At 26.4% G+C, this 24,717-nt stretch carries 24 protein-coding genes and 1 tRNA gene; 17 read left to right on the top strand and 8 right to left on the bottom strand.

Annotation, left to right across the window (positions count from 1 at the left end; genetic code table 11):
* Positions 1–33: 33 nt before the first annotated feature.
* Genes AMN81_RS02295 through AMN81_RS02315 form a run of 5 tightly spaced genes read right to left on the bottom strand, consistent with a single transcriptional unit; the run spans position 34 to position 5,259 of the window.
* Positions 34–825, bottom strand: a complete 792-nt coding sequence (locus AMN81_RS02295; RefSeq protein ID WP_072090522.1) for an indole-3-glycerol phosphate synthase TrpC — start codon at positions 823–825, stop codon at positions 34–36.
* Complete coding sequence (trpD, locus tag AMN81_RS02300; protein WP_072090523.1) at positions 818–1,810, bottom strand: anthranilate phosphoribosyltransferase; 993 nt, start codon at positions 1,808–1,810, stop codon at positions 818–820. Before trpD ends, AMN81_RS02295 begins: the two co-directional genes overlap by 8 nt.
* A gap of 4 nt (positions 1,811–1,814) precedes the next feature.
* Positions 1,815–2,381 carry an anthranilate synthase component II gene (locus AMN81_RS02305; RefSeq protein WP_072090524.1) on the bottom strand — a complete coding sequence of 189 codons (567 nt, stop codon included), beginning with the start codon at positions 2,379–2,381 and terminating at the stop codon, positions 1,815–1,817.
* Positions 2,381–3,838, bottom strand: coding sequence for an anthranilate synthase component I (gene trpE / locus AMN81_RS02310; protein WP_080986899.1), 1,458 nt, complete (start codon positions 3,836–3,838; stop codon positions 2,381–2,383). The genes AMN81_RS02305 and trpE overlap by 1 nt, the downstream gene beginning before the upstream one ends.
* Positions 3,838–5,259 carry a SurA N-terminal domain-containing protein gene (locus AMN81_RS02315; RefSeq protein ID WP_072090526.1) on the bottom strand — a complete coding sequence of 474 codons (1,422 nt, stop codon included), beginning with the start codon at positions 5,257–5,259 and terminating at the stop codon, positions 3,838–3,840. The genes trpE and AMN81_RS02315 overlap by 1 nt, the downstream gene beginning before the upstream one ends.
* A gap of 56 nt (positions 5,260–5,315) precedes the next feature.
* Here AMN81_RS02315 and tpiA point away from each other — a divergent pair, with 56 nt between their 5' ends.
* The 9 genes from tpiA (at position 5,316) to AMN81_RS02360 (ending at position 12,725) form a co-directional block, all read left to right on the top strand.
* Positions 5,316–6,056 (top strand): triose-phosphate isomerase, encoded by a 741-nt coding sequence (gene tpiA, locus AMN81_RS02320; RefSeq protein ID WP_072090527.1) that lies wholly within the window; start codon positions 5,316–5,318, stop codon positions 6,054–6,056.
* Positions 6,057–6,062: 6 nt separating this feature from the next.
* Entirely contained in the window at positions 6,063–6,362 is a 300-nt protein-coding gene (gene secG / locus AMN81_RS02325) for a preprotein translocase subunit SecG (protein ID WP_072090528.1), read from the top strand.
* 44 nt (positions 6,363–6,406) lie between these two features.
* Positions 6,407–8,023, top strand: coding sequence for a CTP synthase (locus AMN81_RS02330; protein WP_072090529.1), 1,617 nt, complete (start codon positions 6,407–6,409; stop codon positions 8,021–8,023).
* The gene (gene kdsA, locus AMN81_RS02335; protein ID WP_072090530.1) at positions 8,020–8,841 is read left to right on the top strand and encodes a 3-deoxy-8-phosphooctulonate synthase; all 822 of its coding nucleotides are present in this window, start codon (positions 8,020–8,022) and stop codon (positions 8,839–8,841) included. The genes AMN81_RS02330 and kdsA overlap by 4 nt, the downstream gene beginning before the upstream one ends.
* Before the next feature lie 65 nt (positions 8,842–8,906).
* Positions 8,907–9,809 (top strand): hypothetical protein, encoded by a 903-nt coding sequence (locus tag AMN81_RS02340; protein ID WP_072090531.1) that lies wholly within the window; start codon positions 8,907–8,909, stop codon positions 9,807–9,809.
* Positions 9,802–11,058, top strand: coding sequence for a phosphopyruvate hydratase (gene eno, locus AMN81_RS02345; RefSeq protein ID WP_072090532.1), 1,257 nt, complete (start codon positions 9,802–9,804; stop codon positions 11,056–11,058). The genes AMN81_RS02340 and eno overlap by 8 nt, the downstream gene beginning before the upstream one ends.
* Positions 11,058–11,360, top strand: a complete 303-nt coding sequence (locus AMN81_RS02350; protein ID WP_072090533.1) for an FtsB family cell division protein — start codon at positions 11,058–11,060, stop codon at positions 11,358–11,360. Before eno ends, AMN81_RS02350 begins: the two co-directional genes overlap by 1 nt.
* A complete protein-coding gene (gene lipA / locus AMN81_RS02355; RefSeq protein WP_072090534.1) occupies positions 11,350–12,270 on the top strand; it encodes a lipoyl synthase in 921 nt (306 codons plus the stop codon). Before AMN81_RS02350 ends, lipA begins: the two co-directional genes overlap by 11 nt.
* Positions 12,270–12,725, top strand: a complete 456-nt coding sequence (locus AMN81_RS02360; RefSeq protein ID WP_072090535.1) for a type II toxin-antitoxin system RatA family toxin — start codon at positions 12,270–12,272, stop codon at positions 12,723–12,725. The genes lipA and AMN81_RS02360 overlap by 1 nt, the downstream gene beginning before the upstream one ends.
* On the opposite strand, the gene AMN81_RS02365 is transcribed toward AMN81_RS02360, so the two are convergent.
* From AMN81_RS02365 to ispF, 3 genes are read right to left on the bottom strand one after another with little or no spacing between them, the layout of a single operon-like run.
* Positions 12,718–13,182 (bottom strand): CinA family protein, encoded by a 465-nt coding sequence (locus tag AMN81_RS02365; protein WP_256998206.1) that lies wholly within the window; start codon positions 13,180–13,182, stop codon positions 12,718–12,720. The genes AMN81_RS02360 and AMN81_RS02365 overlap by 8 nt on opposite strands.
* A complete protein-coding gene (locus AMN81_RS02370) occupies positions 13,182–13,673 on the bottom strand; it encodes a phosphatidylglycerophosphatase A family protein (RefSeq protein ID WP_072090537.1) in 492 nt (163 codons plus the stop codon). Before AMN81_RS02370 ends, AMN81_RS02365 begins: the two co-directional genes overlap by 1 nt.
* Entirely contained in the window at positions 13,670–14,770 is a 1,101-nt protein-coding gene (gene ispF / locus AMN81_RS02375; protein ID WP_072090538.1) for a 2-C-methyl-D-erythritol 2,4-cyclodiphosphate synthase, read from the bottom strand. Before ispF ends, AMN81_RS02370 begins: the two co-directional genes overlap by 4 nt.
* A gap of 24 nt (positions 14,771–14,794) precedes the next feature.
* Here ispF and AMN81_RS02380 point away from each other — a divergent pair, with 24 nt between their 5' ends.
* From AMN81_RS02380 to AMN81_RS02415, 8 genes are all read left to right on the top strand, one after another.
* The gene (locus tag AMN81_RS02380; protein WP_072090539.1) at positions 14,795–16,579 is read left to right on the top strand and encodes a sensor histidine kinase NtrY-like; all 1,785 of its coding nucleotides are present in this window, start codon (positions 14,795–14,797) and stop codon (positions 16,577–16,579) included.
* Positions 16,579–17,934: a sigma-54-dependent transcriptional regulator gene (locus AMN81_RS02385; RefSeq protein ID WP_072090540.1), complete on the top strand. Its 1,356-nt coding sequence runs from the start codon at positions 16,579–16,581 to the stop codon at positions 17,932–17,934. The genes AMN81_RS02380 and AMN81_RS02385 overlap by 1 nt, the downstream gene beginning before the upstream one ends.
* Positions 17,934–19,325 (top strand): Trk system potassium transporter TrkA, encoded by a 1,392-nt coding sequence (gene trkA, locus AMN81_RS02390; RefSeq protein WP_072090541.1) that lies wholly within the window; start codon positions 17,934–17,936, stop codon positions 19,323–19,325. Before AMN81_RS02385 ends, trkA begins: the two co-directional genes overlap by 1 nt.
* A 145-nt stretch (positions 19,326–19,470) precedes the next feature.
* Entirely contained in the window at positions 19,471–20,736 is a 1,266-nt protein-coding gene (locus AMN81_RS02395; protein WP_256998207.1) for a TrkH family potassium uptake protein, read from the top strand.
* A 28-nt stretch (positions 20,737–20,764) separates the two neighbouring features.
* Positions 20,765–20,841, top strand: a tRNA-Arg gene (locus AMN81_RS02400).
* A gap of 177 nt (positions 20,842–21,018) precedes the next feature.
* Positions 21,019–22,059 carry an amino acid ABC transporter substrate-binding protein gene (locus AMN81_RS02405; RefSeq protein WP_023853870.1) on the top strand — a complete coding sequence of 347 codons (1,041 nt, stop codon included), beginning with the start codon at positions 21,019–21,021 and terminating at the stop codon, positions 22,057–22,059.
* Positions 22,060–22,122: 63 nt separating this feature from the next.
* Positions 22,123–23,274, top strand: coding sequence for an amino acid ABC transporter permease (locus AMN81_RS02410; RefSeq protein WP_023853869.1), 1,152 nt, complete (start codon positions 22,123–22,125; stop codon positions 23,272–23,274).
* The gene (locus AMN81_RS02415; RefSeq protein WP_072090543.1) at positions 23,275–24,717 is read left to right on the top strand and encodes an amino acid ABC transporter permease; all 1,443 of its coding nucleotides are present in this window, start codon (positions 23,275–23,277) and stop codon (positions 24,715–24,717) included.

Consider the following 24,717-nt stretch of genomic DNA (forward strand, 5'->3'; position numbering starts at 1 on the left):
TAAAAAAAACTAATAAAATAGGGCTTTATTTGACTATAAAACTGAAAAAATAGAATTTTCATCTAAGTTTTTCAAAAGTGATTCACCAATCAAAAAAGTGTTAATTGATGTTTTGTTCTTTAGATCTAATAACTCTTCTTTATTTTTGATACCACTTTCAGATATTAATGGACCTTTATGATTTTTTACAACATCATAAATATCATAAGTTGTATTTATATCGGTTTTAAGTGTTTTCAAATTTCTATTGTTTATTCCAATTAATGCATTTTTAAAATTTAAAGCTTTTTTTGCTTCTTCTACTGTATGAACCTCAACAATAACCGACATATTATATTTCATAGCTTCATCGTATAATTCATAAGCAAGATCATCCGAAACCCCAGCCAAAATAACTAAAATAGCATCAGCGCCATAACTTTTTGCCAAAGGTATTTGAAATTTATCGATAAAAAAATCCTTACACAATACAGGTAAATTTATTTTATCTTTTATTTTGCTTATGTGAATTAAATTTCCTAAAAAATAATCTTCTTCTGTTAAAACTGAAAGGCAAGTTGCTTTATTATTTAAATAAATCTGAGCAATATCTACAGGATTATAATCATCAATTATTATACCTGCGGAAGGACTTGCTTTTTTAATTTCAGTAATAATTGAAGTTTTATTATTTTTTATATTATTTTCTATTTTCTCTTTAAAATTAATATATCTGTTGTTTCTATTAATCAACTCATCCAAAGTTTTAAGATCTAAGGATTTTTTTAATTTATCAACTTTTTCAATTTTTTTTTGAATGATATTTTGAAGTATATTTTCAGACATTTTGAATTTTTTTTAGATGTAAAAAGCTTTTTCCAGAAAGGATAAATTCTCTTGTGTGATGATAAGCTTCAGAAAAGTCAGAAAATTTTTCTCCAACAATTAAACCTGCTGCAGCATTTAAACAAACTGCTTTTGAAAAATCATTATCTTCACCTTTAAATATTTCAATCATCTTATTAGCATTAAATTTTGCATCATTACCCACTAAATTTTTAAAATTATCTGCATTAACTCCTAAGGAATTTGGATCTATTTTTATTTCAGATATTTGACCATCTTTTAATTGAATAACATTAGTTTTTGCATATGGAGATATTTCGTCCAATCCATCTTCACTATTAACTATCCAAGCAAATTTTAAATTTAAATTTTTAAGTCCTTCTGCAAAAATTTTTAATAATTTTTTATCAAAAACACCAACAACTTGTCTTTCTACTAGAGCTGGATTGCTTAATGGACCAATCATATTAAAAATTGTTCTTTTTCCAATTTTCTTTCTAACAGGACCAACAAATCTCATTGCACTATGATAATTTGGTGCAAACATAAAACCAAAATTATTGGTATTAATTTCTTTTTCAATATCCGCAGGCTCTAAATCAATTTTAATTTTAAGAGCTTCTAAAACATCACCAGATCCACACTTTGAAGAAACAGCTTTATTTCCATGTTTAGCTACTTTTATATCCATACTAGCTAAAAGTAGTGCAGAAGCTGTTGAAATATTAAGTGTGTTCATTCCGTCACCACCTGTTCCACAAGTATCAATACAATCACTTATATTCACTCTTTTTGATTTATCTCTTAACACAAAAACACCACCAGCTATTTCGTCTGCAACTTCACCTTTTTCAGATAACAGTGTTAAAAAGTTAAAAATTTGTTCATCACTGGCTTTTCCTGTCATTAAAATTTCAAATGCAGACTTACTTTCTTCAAAAGTTAAATTTTGTTTATTATTTAATTTTTCTAAAATTTTATCCATAAATTTAATAATTTATAAAATTTTTTAGTATTTTAATCCCAAATTTAGTTTTAATACTTTCAGGATGAAATTGTACACCATGAATATTGAATTTTTTATGTTGAACACCCATTATTACTCCATTTTCTGTTTCTGCTGTGATTGTTAGCTCTTGAGAAAGAGTTTTTTTATCAATTACTAAGCTGTGGTATCTAGTAGCTTCAAAAGTACTTGGAAGATTTTTAAGAATACCAATTTTTTTTGATTTTATTTTACTTGTTTTTCCATGCATTAATTTCTTAGCTTGGACAATCCTTGACCCAAAAACTTGACCAATAATTTGATGTCCTAGACAAACTCCCAAAAAAGGTATTTCCTTATGCAAAGATTTTAAAATATTAACACAGTTTCCTGATTGATTTGGATTACCTGGTCCAGGTGAAATTACTATTTTATCATATTTCTTTTTTATAATTTCTTTTGAATTAATTTTATCGTTTCTAACGACATCAACGGTTGTGTTTAATGAGGAAATATAGTGATACAAATTAAAAGTAAAACTATCGTAATTATCTATTAATAATATTTTCATTATCTTAAGGCATTAATTAAAGCTTTAGCTTTATTAACTGTTTCCTCATATTCATTTTTAGGTTTACTATCCGCAACTATACCTGCACCTGCTTGTACATAAAATTTTTTATTTTTAGCAACAGCAGTTCTTAAGGCTATGCACGTATCAAATTCTCCATTTGCTGAAAAATATCCGATTCCACCTGCATATACTTTTCTTTTTGTTGTTTCTAATTCATCTATAATTTCCATAGCTCTAATTTTTGGAGCTCCAGATACAGTACCTGCTGGAAAACCAGCCAAGAGCGATTTAAATTTTGAAAATTTTTTATTATATTCCCCAATTACATTTGAAACTATATGCATAACATGAGAATATCTTTCAATAATGAAGCTTTCTGTAACTTTTACTGAATTTATCTTTGAGACTTTACCAGCATCATTTCTACCTAAATCAAGAAGCATCAAATGCTCTGAAAGCTCTTTTTTATCTTTAAGTAAGTCTCTTTCATAAAAAAGATCTTCTTTTTTAGTTTTACCCCTTGGTCTAGTTCCTGCAATTGGTCTTACAGTAATTTTATTATCCCTAAGCCTTACAAGTATTTCAGGACTTGCACCAATTATTTGAAAATCCACAAAATTGAAGAAAAACATAAAAGGAGAAGGGTTTGTTGCTCTAAGTTTTTTATAAATATCTAATGGTTTTTTTGTTAATTTTGCCTCAAATCTTTGGCTTAAAACAACCTGAAATATATCTCCTAATTTTATATATTTTTTTGCCTTACTAACCATTGATAAAAATTTATTTTTTGAAGTGTTAGATTTAACTTTTATATTTTTCGATTTTTGAATTATTTTTTTGTCAATATTTTTAATTGATGACTGAATAAGTAATTTAAATAAATCAGATTTTACTGCTTCATATTTATTTTTATAGCTTGTAATTTTTTCATCTTTAAAAATGTTAGAAATATAAAATATTTCTTTTTTTAAATTGTCATGAATGACTAAGGTTCTTGGACGAAGAAGTCTCACATCAGGTAAATTGAGATCATTTTTACAATTATTTGGAATTTTTTCTATGTATCTGATTGAATCATAAGAAAAATACCCAGAGATTAATGAGCAAATGTTAGGTAAATTTTTAGGAGTTTCAAACTTGAAATCTTCAATAATTTTTTCAATTAATTTTTCTGGTTTATCATTTAATTTTCTTTTTTTATTTTTTTGAATTAGATAAGAATTATTATTATTAAATTCCCAAATTTTATCAGGATTTTTACCAAATATTGTATATCTACCTTTGATTTTACCTTTTTCTACAGACTCAAATATAAAACTATTTTTTTCCTCTAGGAAATTATCTATTAAGTTTAATATTTGCTCATCATTTTTTACTTTCTTTTTAGTAAAGATGATTTGATTTTTTTTGCTTCTGTGTCGAAACTTAAAATCTTTGAAGCTTCGATTAATAATCATTTGAAATAATTTTTAACTCTATCGATAGTTTTTTGATTTAACTGTATTTTATATTTGCTAGTTAGCAATTGATCATAAGCAGCTAAAATACTTTTTCTTGTATTGGTAAATTCACTATTTACAAAATTCTTATAATCTTCACCTTCTTTGTTTAGTAAATTTTTATTAGAGCCTGTAATTTTTACTAAATAAATCTTGTTTTCACCATTGTTTACTAAAGTAAAAGAATTGACTGGTAATGAGTAAAGCATTTTTACAGAATTTGTCTCAAAAACTTTGTTGTCGTTAATAGAGCTAATTGACATGTATTCTTTGTCAAAATTACTTAACTCATCAAATTTTGTGTTATTGAATTTATTATTTTGAATTTCTTCTAAAATTTTTCTGTTATAATCAAATTTTCCTTTTTGATAAATTAATTCAGCTATTTCACTTTTGATTATTTCATCATCTAAATCTGGAGATAAATCATATTTTTCATCTATATTATAAAGTAAAAAATTATCACCACTCTCAATCAAATCTAATTTCGATTCTTTTTTTGAATAAATTAATTCTTCATTAACTTGTTCACTTGAGCTAGGTGCAAATTTAGAAATATCTATAATATTTACATTAATATTTTCCAGAATATTTTCAAAACTCTTACCTTGTGAAATTTTGTTTTCAATTTCATCAATTTCATCAAAAAAGTCTTGATTAAATTCTTCAATACCAATCAAATTTTTAGGATTTAAAACAACGTATCTAAAATCAATGTATTCTCTTTTTAATTGGTCTTTATTTTCCTCTATGAATACTTTTATTTCATCATCTGTATAATCTGACTTTAGTTTATATAGATTTTCCATATCGAAGTATTCAATATCTAAAGATCTATTATTTTCTTCAAATTTCTTATCAATTATAAATTTTGGTGTAATAGTTCCAGCTCCAATAAAATCAAATAGATGTTTTTGTAATTCTCTATTTTTTAATTTTAATTCAAACATTGGTGCAGACATATTGTTTGATAATAAAAACTTTTCATACTTAACTCTTTCAAATTTACCATTTTCATCATGAAAGTTTTTATTCTCTTTAATATTTTTAAGTATTGTTTTTTCATTAATTAAAATATTAAAATCCTTAATCTCTAGATTAATAAGTGTCGTTGATATAAGTCCCGATAATAGTTCCTCTATAATATTGTTATCTAAATTATTTCTAATTACATCTGCTGAAATTCCACTTTGATTAACGTAATCCATAAAATCCTGAGTGGTGACATTTGATTTATTTATTTTTGCAATATTGTTCTGATTATTTGTACTAAATCCACCACCAAAACCACCAAAGCCAAACGCAATAATAATTATAACAATTAGCACCAATCCACCAAATTGTTTCCAGCCTAAGTTTTTTAATTTTTCAATCATTGCGTTATAAATTTATTGATCTGTAAAAAACAAATCTATAGATTAAAAAGTCAATTATGACAAATAAATATATGTATTTTGTAGCTAATTGGAAAATGTTTGGTGATTTAAGAACTCTAAATTTACTTGATAAAGTAATAAAGTTTTCGAAGACTAATAAAAAACATAAGTTTAAAATAGTTTATTGTCCACCAAATACATTAATTCGACCTTTGTCGAGAAGGCTTAAAAAAACCAAAATTGAAGTTGGTGCTCAAAATTGTCATCATAGTTATGAATATGGTGCACATACAGGTCAAGTAAATTCTAGTATGCTCAAAAATGTTGGAGCAAAGTATGTTATTTTAGGTCATTCAGAAAATAGACAACTAGGCGAAACAGATAATTTAATTAATTTAAAAATTAAAAGTGCGATTAAGTCAGGTCTAAAAATTATATTTTGTATTGGTGAAACTTTAAAAGAAAGAAGAACTAAAAAAACAAATCAAGTTTTAAAAAGACAAATTGAAAAAGGATTAAAATCAATAAAAAATAAATCTAAAATTATTATAGCTTATGAACCAGTATGGTCTATAGGTACAGGAGTAATTCCAAAAGAGGCAGCTTTAATTCAAGCTATTTCATTTATTAAAAGTAGATTTGTAAAAAAATATCCTAAAATTTTATATGGTGGATCTGTGAATGCTAATAACGCTGATAAATTAAAAAAAATTCCCAACATTGATGGTTTTTTGATTGGTGGAGCATCACAGAGTCCAAAAAAATTTATTGATATAATTCAAAAAACCATTATTTAGATCCACATGGAAACTTTATTACTAGTAATTAACATCATACTAGCAGTTATTTTAGTTCTTTTGGTATTATTGCAAAAATCAGAAGGTGGAGCTCTTGGTATCGGAGTTTCTCAAGAAAATTTCATGTTATCTAGGTCAGCAGGAAGCTTTATGACAAAAGCCACAGCGATTGTAGCAACACTTTTTATTATCTGTAGTTTGGCTCTTACAATAATTTCTAGAGCAGAACTTACTCCTACAGGTTCAGTATTAGATACTATTGAGGAAAAAACTGAAGACACACCATCAATTCCAGAAAATAATTAATTAATCCTTTTCAATTCATTTTTTATTCGCTATAAGATACTTCCATGGCGCGATATATATTTGTCACCGGCGGCGTGGTTTCTTCCCTTGGTAAAGGTCTCTCTTCAGCTTCGCTAGCTTATTTATTACAATCCAGAGGTTATAAAGTTAGATTAAGAAAATTAGATCCTTATTTAAATGTTGATCCAGGAACAATGAGTCCATTTCAGCATGGCGAGGTATATGTTACCGATGATGGAGCTGAAACAGATTTAGATCTTGGTCATTATGAGAGATTTTCTGGAGTATCTGCTAAAAAATCAGATAATATTACTACAGGAAAAATTTATAATGATGTTTTAAAAAGAGAACGTAAAGGAGAGTATTTAGGTAAAACAGTTCAAGTCATTCCCCATATAACTGATCGTATAAAACAGTTTATTAAAAACGATTCATCTAGAGAAGATTTTGTAATTTGTGAAATTGGTGGAATAGTAGGAGATATAGAAAGCTTACCATTTGTAGAAGCAATAAGACAATTTGCAAACGATGTTGGTAAAAAGAATGCCTTATTTATTCATTTAACATTAGTGCCATACTTGAAAGCATCAGATGAAATAAAAACAAAACCAACTCAACACTCTGTAAAAGAATTAAGGAGCATTGGTATTCAGCCAGATATAATAATTTGTAGATCAGAAAGACCTATACCTTTAGAGCATAGAAAGAAAATTTCATTGTTTTGTAATGTAGATATTAAGAATGTAATTGAAACAGTCGATGTTAAAACTATATATGAAGCACCAATTAGTTTCTTTAATCAAAAATTAGACATTCAAGTTTTAAATTATTTTAAATTAAAATCTAAAAAACCAGCAAATTTAAAACCTTGGAAAAAAATTACAAAAATTATTTTACAAAACAAAAAACAGGTTAATATTGCAATAATTGGCAAGTATGTGGAGCTTAAAGATGCATATAAATCTTTGGATGAAGCACTTACCCATGGTGGCATTGAAAATAATATTAAAGTAAATTTAGTAAGAATTGACTCAGAAAAATTGAAAGTTTCTGAAATAAAGAAAAAGCTTAACAATATTTCAGGAATTTTAATTCCAGGTGGTTTTGGTAAAAGAGGTACTGATGGAAAAATAGAGGCAATAAAACATGCTAGAAAGAATAAAATACCTTTTTTAGGTATTTGTTATGGAATGCAAATGGCAATAATCGAATTTGCTAGAAACCAGTTAAATTTGAAAAAAGCAACATCAAGTGAATATGATAATAAAGGTTTACCTATTATAGGTTTAATAAACGAGTGGACAAAAGATGGTAAAAAAATAAAAGGTACAGATAAAGATCTAGGTGGTACTATGAGATTAGGTTCTTATGATGCCAAATTAAAAGACAATTCAAAAATAAGAAAAATATACAAATCAAGACTAATAAAAGAAAGACATAGACACAGGTATGAAGTTAACATTGCTTTCAAAGATAAATTTGAAAAAAAAGGTATGATTTTTTCAGGTTTATCACCAGATAATAAGCTTCCAGAGATTATAGAGTTAAAAAATCATCCTTGGTTTATAGGTGTTCAATTTCATCCTGAATTTAAATCTAGACCTTTGACACCTCATCCTTTATTCTCATCATTTATCAAGGCAGCAAAAAATCATAAATGAGTAGTATTAAAGTAAATTGCGGAAATATAGAAATTTCAAACGATAATAAAATTTGTATTATTGCTGGACCATGCCAACTTGAAACAGAGCAACATGCAATGGATATGGCTGGTAAAATTAAAGAAATTACAAAAAATTTTGGACTTGGATTTATTTATAAAACCTCATTTGATAAAGCAAATAGAACCAGCTTAAAAGGTAAAAGAGGTGCAGGTCTCGAAGCATCGTTACCAGTTTTTGATAAAATTAAAAAAGAATTAAATGTTCCAATTTTAACAGACATTCATAATGCTGAACAATGCTCTGTAGTAGCAAATCATGTTGATGTGCTCCAGATACCAGCTTTTTTATGCAGACAAACAGATTTATTAATAGCTGCAGCCAAAACAAACAAAATTATTAATGTAAAGAAAGGTCAGTTCTTAGCACCATGGGATATGGTAAATGTCACTAAAAAAATTTCAGACTCTGGAAATAAAAATATTTTAGTTACAGAAAGAGGAGCGAGTTTTGGATATAATACTTTAGTTTCTGATATGAGATCATTACCCATTATGGCTAAAAATGGTTATCCAGTTATTTTTGATGCAACACATTCTGTACAACAACCTGGTGGGCAAGGCGAATCTTCTGGTGGTCAAAGGGAGTTCGTTGAATATTTAGCAAGAGCTGCCGTAGCTGTAGGTGTCGCAGGTGTATTTATTGAAACTCATCAGGATCCTGATAACGCACCATCAGATGGTCCAAATATGGTACCATTGAATAAATTAGAAAACTTATTAAAAAAATTAAGTGATATTGATTTATTAATAAAATAGAAGGTTTAATTTAAAAAAATTATAATAATGTTTAAAAATTTAATTATAACTTTTTGGTCTAATAAATGGGATTAGGGCTATATCGTATTATTAATTTTAACAATAAAAAATTTTCAATTAAATTTTTTAATCAAAGACTGCCTTTTATTTATATTTTATTTAATTTTCTTTGTAGAAAATTTATAGTAAACCCAAATATTAATGACAAAGAAATTTTACAATTTCATAAATCTGGTTTCACAAAAATAGATATATCTTTAAAAAAAGAAATTGAGGAATATAAAGATAAATTTTTTATAAATAATCAAAATCAAAAAGAAAACTTAAAAAAAATACCTCTAGAATTAGACAAAAACTATAAAAAAGATTTAGCAATTAAAATCAAAAAAAAACTTTCTCCACTTTTAAAAAAATTGGAAAAATATTTTAATTGTGAAGTTTTTTTATCAGACATAGAAATATGGAGAAATTATAATCATAATGAAAGTTTAAATTTAAATGTTACACACTTTGGAGATCATTTTCATCAAGATAGTTATACTATGACGTATAGCAAAATATTTGTTAATTTAATGGATATTGATGAGAATGATGGTCCATTGGAAATAATACCAAGAGAAAACAGAAATTCTTTTGTTAAATCCTTCAATTATAAAGATATGAATAATTATAATCTTTCTGGTGATAAAACTTTAATAAAAAAAAATGTAGGAAAAATAGGAGATTGCTGTTTGTTTAGTTCATCACAAATTTTTCATAGAGCAGGAATACCAAAAAATTACAGGGATAATATGCAACTAATTTTAGTTACTGTACCAAAAAAATTTTCAAACAAACTCTGCAATATTAATGATGAGAAATTATTTGAAAAAAATTTTGAGCTTTTTCAAAAATTTACTAAACCTTATAGTCTTATAAAAACAATTAGATTATTTTTTACCCTATTTAAATATAAGTTAAATGGATAAAATTATTAAGATTAAAGCGCGTCAAGTTTTTGATAGCAGAGGAAACCCAACAGTAGAGGCAGAAGTTTATATAAAAAATAATAGCGCGTCTGCAATTTGCCCTTCAGGTGCTTCCACTGGAACTTTTGAAGCATTTGAAAAAAGAGATAGGAATAATAAACGTTACTTAGGAAAAAGTGTTTTAAATGCTGTTAATTTAGTTAACACAAAAGTATCAAAAAAATTAAAAGGTCAAAGTATTCACAACCAAGAAAGAATTGATGCTTTGTTGATTAACTTGGATGGTACAAAACAAAAAACTAACTTAGGAGCTAATGCGATATTAGCTGTTTCCATGGCTGTTAAAAAACTTTCTGCAAAAGCAAAAAAATTACCTTTGTATAAAACTTTTTCTCAAAAAAATAACTTTCAATTACCTTATCCATTAATGAACATTATTAATGGTGGAGCGCATGCAAATAATGGCCTTAGAATTCAAGAGTTTATGATCAGACCTGATCGAGCAAAAAGTTTTTCAGAGGCGATGCGGATTTGTTTTGTTGTCATTAAAAATTTAAGTAAATTAATTAAAGACAAAGGTTTATCAACTTCAGTAGGTGACGAAGGTGGTTTTGCACCAATGATCAGTAGTAATAATCAAGCTTTAGATTTAATTGTCAGCGCAATTAAAAAATCAGGATTTATTAATGGGAAAGATGTTTCTATTTGTCTAGATGTTGCTGCTAATGAATTATATAAAAAGAATAAATATTCTATTCATTCAAAAAATTATATATCTGTAGAAAAATCAATTAAAGAATATCAAAAAATTATTAAAAAATATAAAATCAAATCTATTGAGGATCCATTTGCTGAAAATGACTGGTTAGCATGGAATAAATTAATGAAATCAATAAAAAAAGTCCAGATTGTTGGAGATGATTTGTATGTAACAAATCTTGAAAGATTAAAGAAAGGTTTCTTAAATATTTCCTCAAATTCTATTTTAATTAAGCTTAATCAAATTGGTACTGTTTCAGAAACGTTAGATGTAATTAAATTTGCACAAACTATTGGATATAAAACAATTATATCTCACCGATCAGGTGATAGTGAAGATACGTTTATTGCTGATTTAGCGGTCGGTACAAATTCAAATCAAATTAAAACTGGATCTTTAGCTAGATCTGAAAGGGTTGCAAAATATAATCAATTAATCCGTATCGAAGAAGAACTTGGAAAAAAAGCAAGGATGAATAAGGTCAATTAATGCTTCGATTAATAAAAAGAAATTATTTTTTATTAATATCTGTTTTTCTTATTTTCTATTTTGGTTTTAATTTAGTATCAGGAGAAAGAGGTTTTTTTTCATATAGAGAAAAACAGAAACTTTTGTCTGACTTGAAAAAAGAAGAATTAACCCTAACTAATAAAATAGAAGAAATGGATCATAAAAATTCACTTTTAAGCACAAATTTAGATCTTGATTATATTGAGACCTTAATAAGAGAAAGATTTTTGTTTGGTAAAAAAGATGAGACAATTTATATAATTAAAAAAAATGAAAAGTAGACATCCAGAAAAAGAAAACAAACCGGTTAATCCAATTAAAAAAAAACCTGAATGGATTAGATCTAAACTTACAAATAGCCAGGAATTCTTTTTAACCAAAACAATAGTAAATAATAATAATCTTGTAACTGTTTGTCAGGAAGCAAACTGCCCAAATATAACTGAATGTTGGAGTAAGCGACATGCAACTTTTATGATTATGGGAGACACTTGTACAAGAGCTTGTGCTTTTTGTGATGTTAAAACCGGTGTACCAGGAAAATTAGATCAACTTGAACCTGTTAAGATTGCAGAAGCAGTAAAAAAATTAAATTTAAAACATGTTGTAATTACATCAGTGGACAGAGATGATTTAGATGATGGTGGATCAGAACATTTTTTTGAAGTGATCAATCAAACTAGAAAATCAAACCCAAATACTACTATTGAAGTTCTCACACCTGATTTTTTAAGAAAAGGAGATTCTTATAAAAAAGTTTTAGATGCTAAACCTGATGTTTTTAATCATAATATTGAAACTGTCCCTAGTCTTTATTTAAAAGTTCGACCAGGATCTAGATATTTTGCATCCCTGGAACTTTTAAAAAATGCAAAAAAAGTTTACAAAAATATTTTTACAAAATCTGGAATAATGGTTGGTTTAGGAGAGACAAGAGATGAAATTTTACAAGTCATGGATGATTTAAGAGCTGCAGATGTTGATTTTATAACGATCGGTCAATATTTACAACCATCAACTAAGCATTATCCATTAGATCGATATTACACACCAAAAGAATTTGAAGATTTAGCAACAATTGCAAAAGCTAAAGGTTTTTTGTTAGTGTCTTCATCCCCTTTAACTAGATCTTCATACCATGCTGATGAAGATTTTGCTCAGCTTCAACAAAATAGATTAAAAAATAATTAATGCCAAAAGCATCAGTTAAGCGATTAATTGATAACAGAAAAGATAAACTTATTGAGTTTGTTTTAGATATTGAAAAATATCCAGAATTTATTCCTTTCTGTGATAATTCAAAAGTTTATGAGAAAAGTGATAACGGCGATACCATAAATATAATTGCTGATCTTACAATAGGTAAGGGGCCGTTTAAGGATACATTTAAAAGTGACGTTAAATTAAATAAAAAAAATGATCATATTCATGTTGTTAATTTAGGTGGACCGTTAAATCATTTAGAAAACAATTGGAAATTTATTGAGGTAGGAAATGATACAGATGGTTTTATGACAGAAGTTTTTTTTGATATTGATTTTGAAATTGAAAATAAATTTTTAAATATTTTAATGACCAAATCTTTTCAATTTGGTTTAGAAAAGATAGCAGATGCGTTTCAAAAAAGAGCTGAAAGTATTAAATAATTTTACTGATTATCTTAATTACAGTACGTACTGTTGATTTTTGAATTGAATTACGATTTTTTGATTTAAATTTATTTTCTTTAATAAGCTGAGCTTTACCTTTTTTGACCCCGATATAAACAAGGCCAACGGGTTTTTCTTTTGATCCACCTCCTGGTCCAGCAATTCCTGTTATGGAGACATTGATTCTACTCTTTGAAATTTTAGATAAATTTTGAACCATTGCTTTACAACACTCATGGCTTACCGCACCATATTTTTTAATAATATTTTTATTAACCTTCAATATTTTTATTTTAGCTTGATTAGAGTAAGTGGTTAGACCCATTTGAAAATATTTTGATGAATTGGCTAATTTAGTCAAATTATGAGCCAATAACCCACCCGTACATGACTCAGCCACAGATATTGTTAATTTTTTTTTAATTAATTTTTTATGAAGTAATTGAATACTCATTAGAATTTTAAACTTATTAAATATATTAATATCATTGAATATAACCCTGCCATTATATCATCCATAATTATTCCAAAATAGTTTTTATGATTTTTGTCAAAATAACTTACTGGAAAAGGTTTTAGGATGTCAAAAAATCTAAAAAAGACAAAAGATAAAATATAATAAATTTCAATTGAAATATTTATTTGATTATTTTGATTTAAATACAATAGCAAAATTAAAGGCATAGATTGTCCCAAAACTTCATCGATTACTATTTGTCTTGGATCTTTATTTTTAAATTCAGATTCAGAATCTTTTACTGCATAAAATGAATAAAAGAATAAAATTATAAAAAAAATAATTGAAAACTTAAGATCTGTGTATCCTAGAATTTCATAAGCAATATAAATAAAAACAGTTGTTACACCAGAGGTTACAGTTCCAGGAATTTTGGTTAAATATCCATAACCAAAGAAAGTTGACAACAAAACATTTATTTTTTTCACTGTGTAATTGAGCAAATAACTTCACAAGCTATTGCTTTTTCCTTTCCAATTAATCCAAGTTTTTCCACTGTTTTACCTTTAAGGTTAATTAATTCTTTATCAATATTTAATAAATTAGATAATGATTTTATTATTTTATCACGATAAATTGAAACTTTCGGTTGTTCACAAATTAAATTTATATCTAAATTATTTATATAAAAGTCATTTTTATTTAATATTTCGACAATAGGTTTAAGCATTTTAGGAGATCTTATATTTTTATATTTTTTATGATTATCTGGAAAAAAAGTACCAATATCTTTTTTTCTTATAGCCCCAAGGAGAGAGTCTATTATTGAATGAATAATCACATCTCCATCTGAATGTCCTTTAAGTCCTGAGTGATAAGGGATTTTTATTCCACCTAAAAAAAGTTTTTTTCCTCTTATTAATCTATGAATATCAAAACCTATGCCAAAATAAGTTTTATTAGTTATGATATCATCTTTAAATGTAATTTTATTATTTAAATTTTCTCCTTTAATAAATTTAACTTTTAAATTGTTTTCAATAAATAATGTTGCTTCATCAGTAATTTTATTTTTTTGTTTATTTGCTAGAATATATAAATCTTTAAATTTAAAAGCTTGAGGAGTTTGGGTTAAAATTGAATTATTTCGACTTAAGTTAAAAAGATGGTTTTTTACTTTGTATTTAATCGAGTCTTTTGAATTTATAGAAGGTATTACTACTTTATGGTTTTTAAGTGATTTTATTAAGGTTTTCAAAAGCTTGATAGTGAAATTTGGTCTAGCAGCGTCGTGTATTAAAACATTATTAGGATTAAATTTTTTTATATATTTTAAGGCTATTAAAGAAGAATCAGATCTTTCTTTGCCACCTTTTATGATGGATACATTTTTAGGAAATTTTTCTTTAATATTTTTTTTATCATTTACGACTAATATAATTTTTTTAAAGAGCTTTGATTTCATTGCTTTTTCTAAAGAATGTTTAAAAAGAGCCTTGTTTTTATAAATATTGAATTGCTTTGGTTTTTTTGAATTAAATCTTTTGCTTTGCCCTGATGCTAGTATTATAAAATAATTATTCATTTATAAGGTAGTTTTTATATTCAAATGTACGAATTTATTAAAAAAAATATATATCTAATAATATTATTTATTATCACATTATCGATAGGTTTTTTAACCTTTTTAACTTTTATAGATAAAGGATTTATTGAATTATCAGATCAAAATTTACAAATTTTACTAGTTCTAAACATTATTCTTTTAATATCACTTTTTATTTTTATTTTTATTGAGATTAAAAATGCAATTAAAAATGATATTGATAAAGATGGTTTAAAATCAAACAAAAAATACATTACATACTTTGGTTTATTTACTTTAATTCCATCAGTATTAATTTCAATATTTTCACTTTTTTTATTTTCATTTGCTTTAGAGAAATATTTTGACAAAAAAGTTACCACAGTTGTGAACAATTCTTACGAGTTAGCAAGAAATTATGTTGAGGAAATTAGAAATAAAATTCAATCTGATATTGTTTTAATAGCTTTTGATACGAATAAAAGTAAAAGATTTTTAAATGACAATCAAAATGAATATAAGAGATTTTTAGAGACACAAAAATTAATTAGAAATGTTGATGAAATTCACATTATAGACATTAATAAAAAAATTTTATTTTCAACATTGAATGATGATCAACAATATATACCACCTGTTGATAGAGCTTTAAATTTGGTTTTAGATGATGATAGGCCTTTAAAAATTATTAATGCGCCAGAAAATATTTCTGCAGCAATAATGAGACTACAAAATTTTGAAAATAGATTTTTGTATGTAATCAAGTATCTAGACAAAGATATTTCCAAATATTTGACTGAGTCTCAAGAAGCTATAAATTTTTACTATACAGTTGAGGAAAAAAGTACTGGAATTAAAATCTCATTTGCAATTATTTATATTATTGTTGTTAGTGTTTTATTATTTGTTTCTATATCTATCGCGATCAGATTTTCATCTAGGTTTTTTAGATCTATTAATAACTTAATTTTAGCATCAACTTCCATCGGACAAGGAAATTTTAATGCAAAAGTTCCTGAAGTTAAGACAGATAAAGATTTAGAAACTTTAAATAAAAATTTCAACTTAATGATAGATAGGTTGAAAAGTCAGCAAGAAAAATTAATTATTAATGAAAGACATGAAGCATGGGGAAGTTTAGCTAGAAAACTTGCTCATGAAATTAAAAATCCACTTACACCAATTCAATTAACTATAGATAGATTAAAAAATAAATATTCTAAACAATTAAATGAAAATGAAACTGAAAATTTTAAAGATAATTTAAGAGTTATAAATAACCAAATAAAACAAATAGAAAAATTAGTTAATGAATTTTCTGACTTTGCAAGAATGCCAAAGCCAATATTTAGAGAAAATAACTTAGTGGACATTATTCAGGAGAATATAAATTTGCTCAAAGAATTAGATAATTCTATTGATATTAATTTCAAAAAAGATTTAAATAAAATCATGTTAGATAGTGACAAAGAACAGATGAGTAGAGTATTTTTAAATTTGATTAAAAATTCTATAGAAAGCATCAATCAAAAAGCTCAAAACAACAACAATTTCAGTAAAAAAATTGCTATTGAACTTACTAAAGATGATAGCCACATAATAGTATCTATACAAGATAATGGTGTTGGTTTTAGTGAATTAAAAAATAATATTAAAGATATACTTAATCCGTATTTCACAACAAAGAAAAATGGAACCGGTTTAGGATTATCAATAGTTAATAAAATAATTAATGATCACAATGGAAAAATAGACTTTATACCAATTCAAAACGGTGCAAAAATTAATATTATATTTTTAAAACAATAATGGCTGAAGAAATTTTAATAGTAGATGATAACTCTGATATCAGAAATATAATTAATGAATTAATTATAGATGCTGGTTACAAAACTCGTTTGGCAGCTAATTATAATCAAGCTCTTGGTGAAATAGATAAGAAACTTCCTGATGTTGCTATACTTGACGTTAAATTAGATAAAGGCGATAATGATGGGATTGAACTTCTATCTCATATCAAATCAAAAAATAAAGACATACCTGTTATAATTATATCTGGTCATGCAAATATAGAAATGGCAGTAAAATCACTACATGAGGGTGCTTTTGAATTTATTGAAAAACCTTTTGATCAAGAACGGTTGCTAAATTTTGTTAGAAGAGCAGTTGAAAACTATAATCTAAAAAAGCAAAATAAAGAATATGAAACAAAATTATTTTCATCTTACGAATTAATTGGGAATAGTAAAAATATTTTAAATATAACTGATCAAATTAACAAAATCTCCATTACAGAAAGTAGAGTATTTATTAATGGTCCGTCAGGATCTGGAAAAGAATTGATAGCAAGAAAAATTCATAAATTATCAAAAAGAAATAAAAATCCATTTGTAGTTTTGAACGGAGCTTTATTGGATTCAAATAAATACGAAATGGAATTATTTGGAGAAGAAAAAAATAATGGCTCTATATCCTATGGTGCTTTAGAAAAAGCTAATAAGGGAACTTTATTGATAGAACAAGTTTCTGATATTCCTTTAAACATTCAATCTAAAATTTTAAGAGTTTTAACAGATCAAAAATTTAAAAGAATTAATGGAACCAATGATGTAAATGTTGATGTTAGATTAATTTGTTCTTCTAGTAAGAATTTAAAAACTGAAATAGAGATTGGAAATTTCAGAGAGGATTTGTTTCATAGAATTAATGTTTTTGAAATAAATATAGAGCCATTAAATCAAAGAATTTCTGACATTCCACTTTTGATTAAATACTTTTCAAAAAAAGTATCAGAAAATTACAATATTAAAGAGCTTGAAATTGATGAAAACAATGGTTACATTTTAAATCATAATTGGCATGGTAATGTAAGAGAATTAAGAAATTTAATTGAGAGAATTGCTATTCTTCAACCTGATTCAAAAGATAAAATATCAAATATAATTAAAGAATCGCTAAAAAATACAAGTTTTGATAATCAAATAACTGAAAATAGCCTATCAGTGCCATTAAAAGAGGCTAGAGAAAAGTTTGAAAAAGAGTATTTAACTATTCAATTAAAAAAATTTAATGGAAACATATCTAAAACTGCAAATTTTGTTGGCATGGATAGAACTGCACTTCATCGAAAATTAAAAATGTTGGGTGTGAAAGATATTAATTGATGAACATAATCATTTGTGGTGCAGGAAGAGTAGGTTTTACTATAGCCAAACAGCTAAGTGAACAAGGTCATTCCATAACTGTTATTGACCCATCTAGTGAAGATATTCAAAAAATTGACGATGCTCTAGATGTCAAGGCTATTGTTGGAAAAGGCACTTATCCTTCTATACTGGAAAAAGCTAACGCAACAGATACTGACATGATTATAGCAGTCACTAGAAATGACGAAATTAATATGCTTATTTGTCAAATAGCTTTTTCAATTTTCAAAATTCCAAAAAAAATAGCAAGAATAAGATCTCAAGATTATCTAAACCCAAAATTTACAAGAGTTTACAATAAAGAAAACTTACCAATAGATGTAATTATTTCACCAGAGATTGAAATCGCTAAATCGATACAAAGAAAACTTGAGGCACCAGGAGCACTAGATAGTGTTCCGTTTGCTGATAATAAAATTAGATTATTAGAAATTTTAATCAATGAAAATTGTAAATTAATTAACATCAAACTTAACGATTTAACCAAAAAATATCCTAATTTAGATGCAAACATTATTGGAATAATAAGATATGAAAAATTTTTAATTCCAAAGAAAAATGATGATTTAAGAAAAAATGATAAAATTTATGTGATAATTAACTCATCACAAATGTCAGATACTTTAGAAGCTTTTGGACATGATGAAAAAGTATCTAAAAATATCTTAATTGTAGGTGGTGGTAACATAGGTTTTAATTTAGCTAAAAATATTGAAGAAACTTTGGATGCTGCAAGAGTTAAAATTATTGAAAAAAATAAAGAAAGAGCTGAATTTCTTGCCAGTGAATTAAATAATACGATTGTTATTAATGGAGATGCTTTAGATGAAGAGGTTCTTGAAGAGGCTAATTTACAAGAAGCAGAAACGGTTCTTGCTTTAACAAATGATGATGAGGATAATTTAATGGTGAGTGTTCTTGTTGAAAAATTTGCAAAAGATGAAAAAGATATTGATGACAAAAGAACAATGGCTTTAATTAATAAGCCAAATTATTCTTTATTACAAAATTCTTTAAAAATTGATGATCTTATAGATCCACGAATGAATACAGTATCAAGTATTTTAAAACATATTCATAAAGGTACAATCGAAACAGCTTATACAATTATGGATGGTGAGTATGAAGTAATTGAAGCTGAAATTATAGAAACTTCTGAGCTTATTAATAAAGAATTAAAAAATTCTAACTTACCTGAAGAAATAAGAATAGGCGCTGTATTAAGGGAAAATAAAGTTATTATACCAAGATCAAATTTTGTTTTTCAAAAAGAGGATAAAGTTGTTTTCTTAGCTAAGAAAGACTCAATTTCAGTAGTAGAGAATATATTTAGAATTAGTTCTATTTAATTAAATGTCTTTTTTTAGAGTTAAATACTTAAGTTTTTTTTTTATATTAATATCTTTCTTTTCTTTTTTTAATATTATTTATTCATATTATTTTAATTTATATCTAAATCTAAACACATATTATTTTAGCTTAATTATTTCTGCAATGATTGGAATAATTTTTTACAAAATTAAAACCGATCAAAAAAAACCTTCAATATTTGAAAAAATATTAACCGTTCTATTGGGATATTTTTTAATGCCTTTGATCTTATCGATACCTTTTTATTTAAGCATATATAATCTATCTTTTATAAATTCTTTATTCGAAACTGTCTCGGGCTTTACCTCAACAGGTTTTACTGTCTTTGAAAACATTAAACATATTGATCCAGGTTTAATTTTATGGAGATCATCAATACAATGGATAGGTGGTTTATATTTTTTATATTCTATTATTTTTTTAATTGATATTTACGATGAAAGTTTAAAAAAATCTTTAACTAATTTTTTATCTTTTAATTCTAGTGAAGTTTTAAAACAATCAATTAAAATTCTTTTATTATACTCAGGATTAACTATCTCAATTTTTATTATTCTAAACATTCTTGGAATTAGATCATTTAATTCACTGAATTTAGCAATGACTATAATTTCTTCAGGAGGATTTTTACCTGTGAATGAACTTTCATCAATTTTAATAAATGATTTTCAAATAATTATATTTTCTTTTTTAATGTTAATTTCTTTTTTTAGTATTTTTTTTACATACAATTTAATTTTTTTAAGAAATAAAAATTTAAATTTTTTTTATGAAGATATACATTTATTTTTATACTTTCTTATTGTTGTAAGTATATTTTTTGTTTTCTTTAGTTATGATGCTAATTTCACATTCAGTTTTTTATCTTTAGTAAGTAGTATTTCTAATATTGGTATTTCTCTCGAAATTGATCAAGCTAACTTAAATTTTATATATATATTACTTGTAATTATTGGTGGATCTTTTTTTTCTACAAGTTCAGGTTTAAGGTTTTTAAAAATATATTCTTTAACTAAATATTCAATTAATCAAATTCTTTCTTTTAGCCGGCCGAAAAATGTATTTATGAATAAATTGGTTTTTTCTAAAATTAATTTTGACACAAAAGACATAAATAAATATTTTTTAACAATATTAATTTTTGTTATTTCACTTTTTTCTTTAACAATCATATTGTCTTTGTCTAATATTCAATTTGAATATTCGTTTAAATTAGCTGTTCTGACATTGATGAACACGGTTAATTCGTCTGCTTACGGTCTATCTGACTTTGATTTTCAAAATTTGCACTTTTTAACCAAATATCTTCTAATATTTTTTATGATTATCGGAAGGGTTGAACTGTTATCTTTATTGTTGATTGCTAAAAAATTCCTTTTTAAAAATTAATTTAGTATTATATATATCAATAAATTTTGCGCCCTTAGCTCAGCTGGATAGAGCATCGGTTTTCTAAACCGAGGGTCGGAGGTTCGAATCCTTCAGGGCGCGCCATTTCTTACTTTTTACCTATTAATTATTTAAAAATTAGGCTTGACGTTAGTTTATACAGAATTCAAATTTATTGTTAATTTTCCTTGAACAGTATTTTCTTACATGTTTAAATTATGAATATTCAAAAGTGATTTTGAATTATTTGTTAACAAATAAAAATAACATAAAGGAAGAATAATGTTTAAATACTTAAAACAATTAACTTCTTTAGTTGCTATGGTTGCAGTGTTGTTTACTTTTACAACAGAAACTATGGCTGCTAAAAAATCTAAAACACTTAAAAACACTCAAAAGAAGGGTTTTGTAAGATGTGGAGTATCTCAAGGTCTTCCAGGGTTTTCTAATGCTGATGCTGCAGGAAATTGGACTGGTATTGATGTTGATGTATGTAGAGCGGTAGCTGCTGCAGTACTAGGTGATGCAAACAAAGTTAAGTTTACACCACTAAGTGCTAAAGAAAGATTTACAGCTTTAACTTCTGGTGAGATTGATATCTTATCAAGAAACACAACTTGGACTCTTTCTAGAGATGCTGATATCGGACTTACTTTCGTTGGAGTAAACTTCTACGATGGTCAAGGTTTCATGGTTAGAAAAAGTTCTGGTATTACTTCAACAAGCCAATTCAAAGATGGTATCTCAGCTTGTACAAACATTGGTACAACAACTGAGTTAAACATGAGAGACTTCTTTAACTCTAAAGGAATTTCTTATGAGCCAGTTGCTTTTGAAAAAGCTGATGAAGTCGTAGCTGCTTATGATGCTGGTAGATGTGATACTTACACTACTGATAAATCAGGTCTTGCTGCACAAAGAACTAAAATGTCTAACCCAGATGATCACATTGTATTACCTGAAACTGTTTCTAAAGAGCCTTTAGGACCAGTTGTAAGACAAGGTGACTCTGTATGGGAAGATATCGTTAGATGGTCTTTAAATGCTATGATTGAAGCAGAAGAGTACGGAATTACTTCTGCAAATGCAGACTCAATGAAAACTTCAGACAACCCAGCTGTAAAAAGATTAGTTGGTGCTGAAGGTGAATTAGGTGCTGCTTTTGGTCTAGACAATGAGTGGAGCTTAAGAATTATCAAGCAAGTTGGTAACTATGGTGAAAGCTACAAAAGAAATATAGCTGACACTGGAATTTTACCTGACAGAGGTCCAAATGAATTATGGACTAAAGGTGGAATTCTTTATGTACCACCTGCAAGATAATTGCATATTTAACAAATTAAAAAGGGCTAGATTTTTCTAGCCCTTTTTTTTATAAGCGTTCAAATGGACCTAAAATTACAAAAAATCATTCCCCAATTAATTACCGTTTTAGTTGTGGTATTAGTTTTTGGATTTTTTACATACAATGCTCAAATCAATATGGAGAATAGAGGTATTGATTTCGGATATGGGTTTCTTTCCCAAGAATCTTCATTTGATGTACAGTTTTCACTTATAGAATATGATGGATCTCATTCTTATTTCCGAGCTTACCTTGTTGGTTTGCTAAATACTATTTTAGTTTCTGTAATTGGAATTATTTTTGCAACAATTTTAGGAGTTATAGTTGGAGTAGCAAGACTTTCTCCAAATTATTTAATAAATCAATTTGCTGCTTTCTATGTAGAATTTTTTAGAAACATCCCATTGCTTTTACAAATATTTTTTTGGTATTTTGCTGCTTTAAGAGCTTTGCCTTTGCCACAAGATGCTGATGCAATGTTAGGTGTTTTTTTCTTAACAATTAAAGGTTTATATGTTCCAGCATTCATCTGGGAAAATCTTAATGTATTTTTATACTCAATAATTGCAGCAATAATTGCAATAGTAGTAATTAGAATTCATGCAAGAAAAGTTCAAGAAACACAAGGTAAACAGTTACCTGTTTTTTGGATATCAGTAGGTTTAATTTTTATTTTGCCTTTATTAAGTTTTTTAATAGGTGGTGTAAGTTTATCTTTTGAAATACCTAAATTAAAGCAATTAGCAACAACATCATTTATTTATGAAGGAGGCTTAAGTTTACCTCCTGAATTAATAGCTTTAACTTTATCATTAGCTTTATATACAGCAACTTTCATTGCTGAATGTGTAAGAGCTGGAATACAAGGTGTTGGAAAAGGTCAAAAAGAAGCTGCTGCCTCTATTGGATTAAATCCCAATCAAGTTTTAAAATTAGTTGTAATGCCTCAAGCACTAAGAATTATTATTCCACCAACAACAAACCAATATTTAAATTTAACTAAAAATTCATCTTTAGCTGCTGCTATAGCTTATCCTGATTTAGTATTAGTTTTTGCTGGTACAGCACTTATGCAAACTGGTAAAGCGATCGAGATAGTTTCAATAACAATGCTTACTTATTTAAGTTTAAGTATATCAATTTCAATTCTTATGAATTGGTACAACAAAAAAATTGCGATTAAGGAAAAATAAATGTCAAAAATTAATTTTTTAAAACCAGATAAGGAAAATTTAAATACCTTTTTATATTTAGGTTCATTTTTATTTCTTATTAGTGTTATTGATGTATTTCTTAATTCATTTTTTAGTTTAAATATCACTGGATTTTTACCTTCATCATTAAGTTTTTTAATTCCAATTATATTAGGATTTATAGGTCTACATTTTATAAGAATTGAACACAGTGGTTATAAGTTTTTAGATCAAGTAAATAAAAATATTAATACAAATAATTTTAATGCAATTTTATCCTTATTAATTATTTTTATAATAATTAAAGCAACACCACCAATTTTAAGCTGGTTTGTAATTGATGCAAGTTTTGCAGGGGATAGTAAAGATGTCTGTTCAGGTACAGGAGCTTGTTGGACCTATATTAAAGTTTGGTTTAGAAGATTTATGTATGGTATGTATCCTAATGCTGAGCAATGGAGAATAAACTTATCTTTTATAGCGTTAGCTCTTTTAGGATCTGTTGGGTATTTTGCTACAGAAAAATTTAAAAAATATTTAACACTATATTACGTTGTAATTTATCCATTTATTGCATTTCTATTTATTTTCTTTTTTATATCAGGTGGCCCTGTATTTTTTGACTTTTCTTACGGAATAATAGCAGCAGTAATCTCAATAATAATTGGTTTCTTTATTCCAGGCAGGTTTAAATTTTATTATTTTATTTTTGTTCCAATAACTCTCTACATAGCTCTTAAATATTTTATTTTTTATGATGAATTAATTGAACTAGGTAAACTTGATGGATTAAATTGGGTTGAAACTGGAGCTTGGGGCGGATTATCACTTACATTTATAATTTCTTTTTTCTGTTTAATTTTCTGTTTTCCTATTGGAATGGCATTCGCTCTAGGTAGAAGATCTGATTTTCCTTTAATTAGATACATATCAATTGGATTTATAGAATTTTGGAGAGGTGTTCCATTAATAACTGTATTGTTTATGTCAGCCGTAATGTTTCCTATGTTTCTACCTTCAGATTTTTTTATAGATAAATTAGTTAGATGCATAATAGCTATTTCATTATTTGAAGCTGCTTATGTTGCTGAAGTTATTAGAGGTGGTTTACAAGCATTACCACGTGGCCAATATGAGGCTGCAAAATCACTTGGAATGGGTTATTGGCGAATGCACATATTTGTAATTTTGCCTCAAGCCTTAAAACTTGTTATTCCTGGTATAGCTAATACGTTTTTGGCTTTAGTAAAAGATACTCCTCTAATATTTGTGGTTGGTCTATTAGAAATAGTAGGAATGTTAAATTTAGCAAAAACTAATCCTAAATGGTTAGGCTTTGCAATGGAAGGCTATGTATTTGCTGCAATAATTTTCTGGATTATTTGTTATGCAATGAGTAAGTATAGCTATAATCTAGAACAGAAATATAAAACAGAGCGATAA

The sequence above is a fragment of the Candidatus Pelagibacter communis genome, assembly GCF_001179845.1.
Classification (GTDB): domain Bacteria; phylum Pseudomonadota; class Alphaproteobacteria; order Pelagibacterales; family Pelagibacteraceae; genus Pelagibacter; species Pelagibacter ubique_Q.

Coding starts and splice junctions, on each gene's coding strand:
- AMN81_RS02295 (WP_072090522.1), bottom strand. CDS start 825: ATGTCTGAAAATATACTTCAAAATATCATTCAAAAAAAAATTGAAAAA.
- trpD (WP_072090523.1), bottom strand. CDS start 1,810: ATGGATAAAATTTTAGAAAAATTAAATAATAAACAAAATTTAACTTTT.
- AMN81_RS02305 (WP_072090524.1), bottom strand. CDS start 2,381: ATGAAAATATTATTAATAGATAATTACGATAGTTTTACTTTTAATTTG.
- AMN81_RS02315 (WP_072090526.1), bottom strand. CDS start 5,259: ATGATTGAAAAATTAAAAAACTTAGGCTGGAAACAATTTGGTGGATTG.
- tpiA (WP_072090527.1), top strand. CDS start 5,316: ATGACAAATAAATATATGTATTTTGTAGCTAATTGGAAAATGTTTGGT.
- secG (WP_072090528.1), top strand. CDS start 6,063: ATGGAAACTTTATTACTAGTAATTAACATCATACTAGCAGTTATTTTA.
- AMN81_RS02330 (WP_072090529.1), top strand. CDS start 6,407: ATGGCGCGATATATATTTGTCACCGGCGGCGTGGTTTCTTCCCTTGGT.
- kdsA (WP_072090530.1), top strand. CDS start 8,020: ATGAGTAGTATTAAAGTAAATTGCGGAAATATAGAAATTTCAAACGAT.
- AMN81_RS02340 (WP_072090531.1), top strand. CDS start 8,907: ATGGGATTAGGGCTATATCGTATTATTAATTTTAACAATAAAAAATTT.
- eno (WP_072090532.1), top strand. CDS start 9,802: ATGGATAAAATTATTAAGATTAAAGCGCGTCAAGTTTTTGATAGCAGA.
- AMN81_RS02350 (WP_072090533.1), top strand. CDS start 11,058: ATGCTTCGATTAATAAAAAGAAATTATTTTTTATTAATATCTGTTTTT.
- lipA (WP_072090534.1), top strand. CDS start 11,350: ATGAAAAGTAGACATCCAGAAAAAGAAAACAAACCGGTTAATCCAATT.
- AMN81_RS02360 (WP_072090535.1), top strand. CDS start 12,270: ATGCCAAAAGCATCAGTTAAGCGATTAATTGATAACAGAAAAGATAAA.
- AMN81_RS02365 (WP_256998206.1), bottom strand. CDS start 13,182: ATGAGTATTCAATTACTTCATAAAAAATTAATTAAAAAAAAATTAACA.
- ispF (WP_072090538.1), bottom strand. CDS start 14,770: ATGAATAATTATTTTATAATACTAGCATCAGGGCAAAGCAAAAGATTT.
- AMN81_RS02380 (WP_072090539.1), top strand. CDS start 14,795: ATGTACGAATTTATTAAAAAAAATATATATCTAATAATATTATTTATT.
- AMN81_RS02385 (WP_072090540.1), top strand. CDS start 16,579: ATGGCTGAAGAAATTTTAATAGTAGATGATAACTCTGATATCAGAAAT.
- trkA (WP_072090541.1), top strand. CDS start 17,934: ATGAACATAATCATTTGTGGTGCAGGAAGAGTAGGTTTTACTATAGCC.
- AMN81_RS02395 (WP_256998207.1), top strand. CDS start 19,471: ATGATTGGAATAATTTTTTACAAAATTAAAACCGATCAAAAAAAACCT.
- AMN81_RS02405 (WP_023853870.1), top strand. CDS start 21,019: ATGTTTAAATACTTAAAACAATTAACTTCTTTAGTTGCTATGGTTGCA.
- AMN81_RS02410 (WP_023853869.1), top strand. CDS start 22,123: ATGGACCTAAAATTACAAAAAATCATTCCCCAATTAATTACCGTTTTA.
- AMN81_RS02415 (WP_072090543.1), top strand. CDS start 23,275: ATGTCAAAAATTAATTTTTTAAAACCAGATAAGGAAAATTTAAATACC.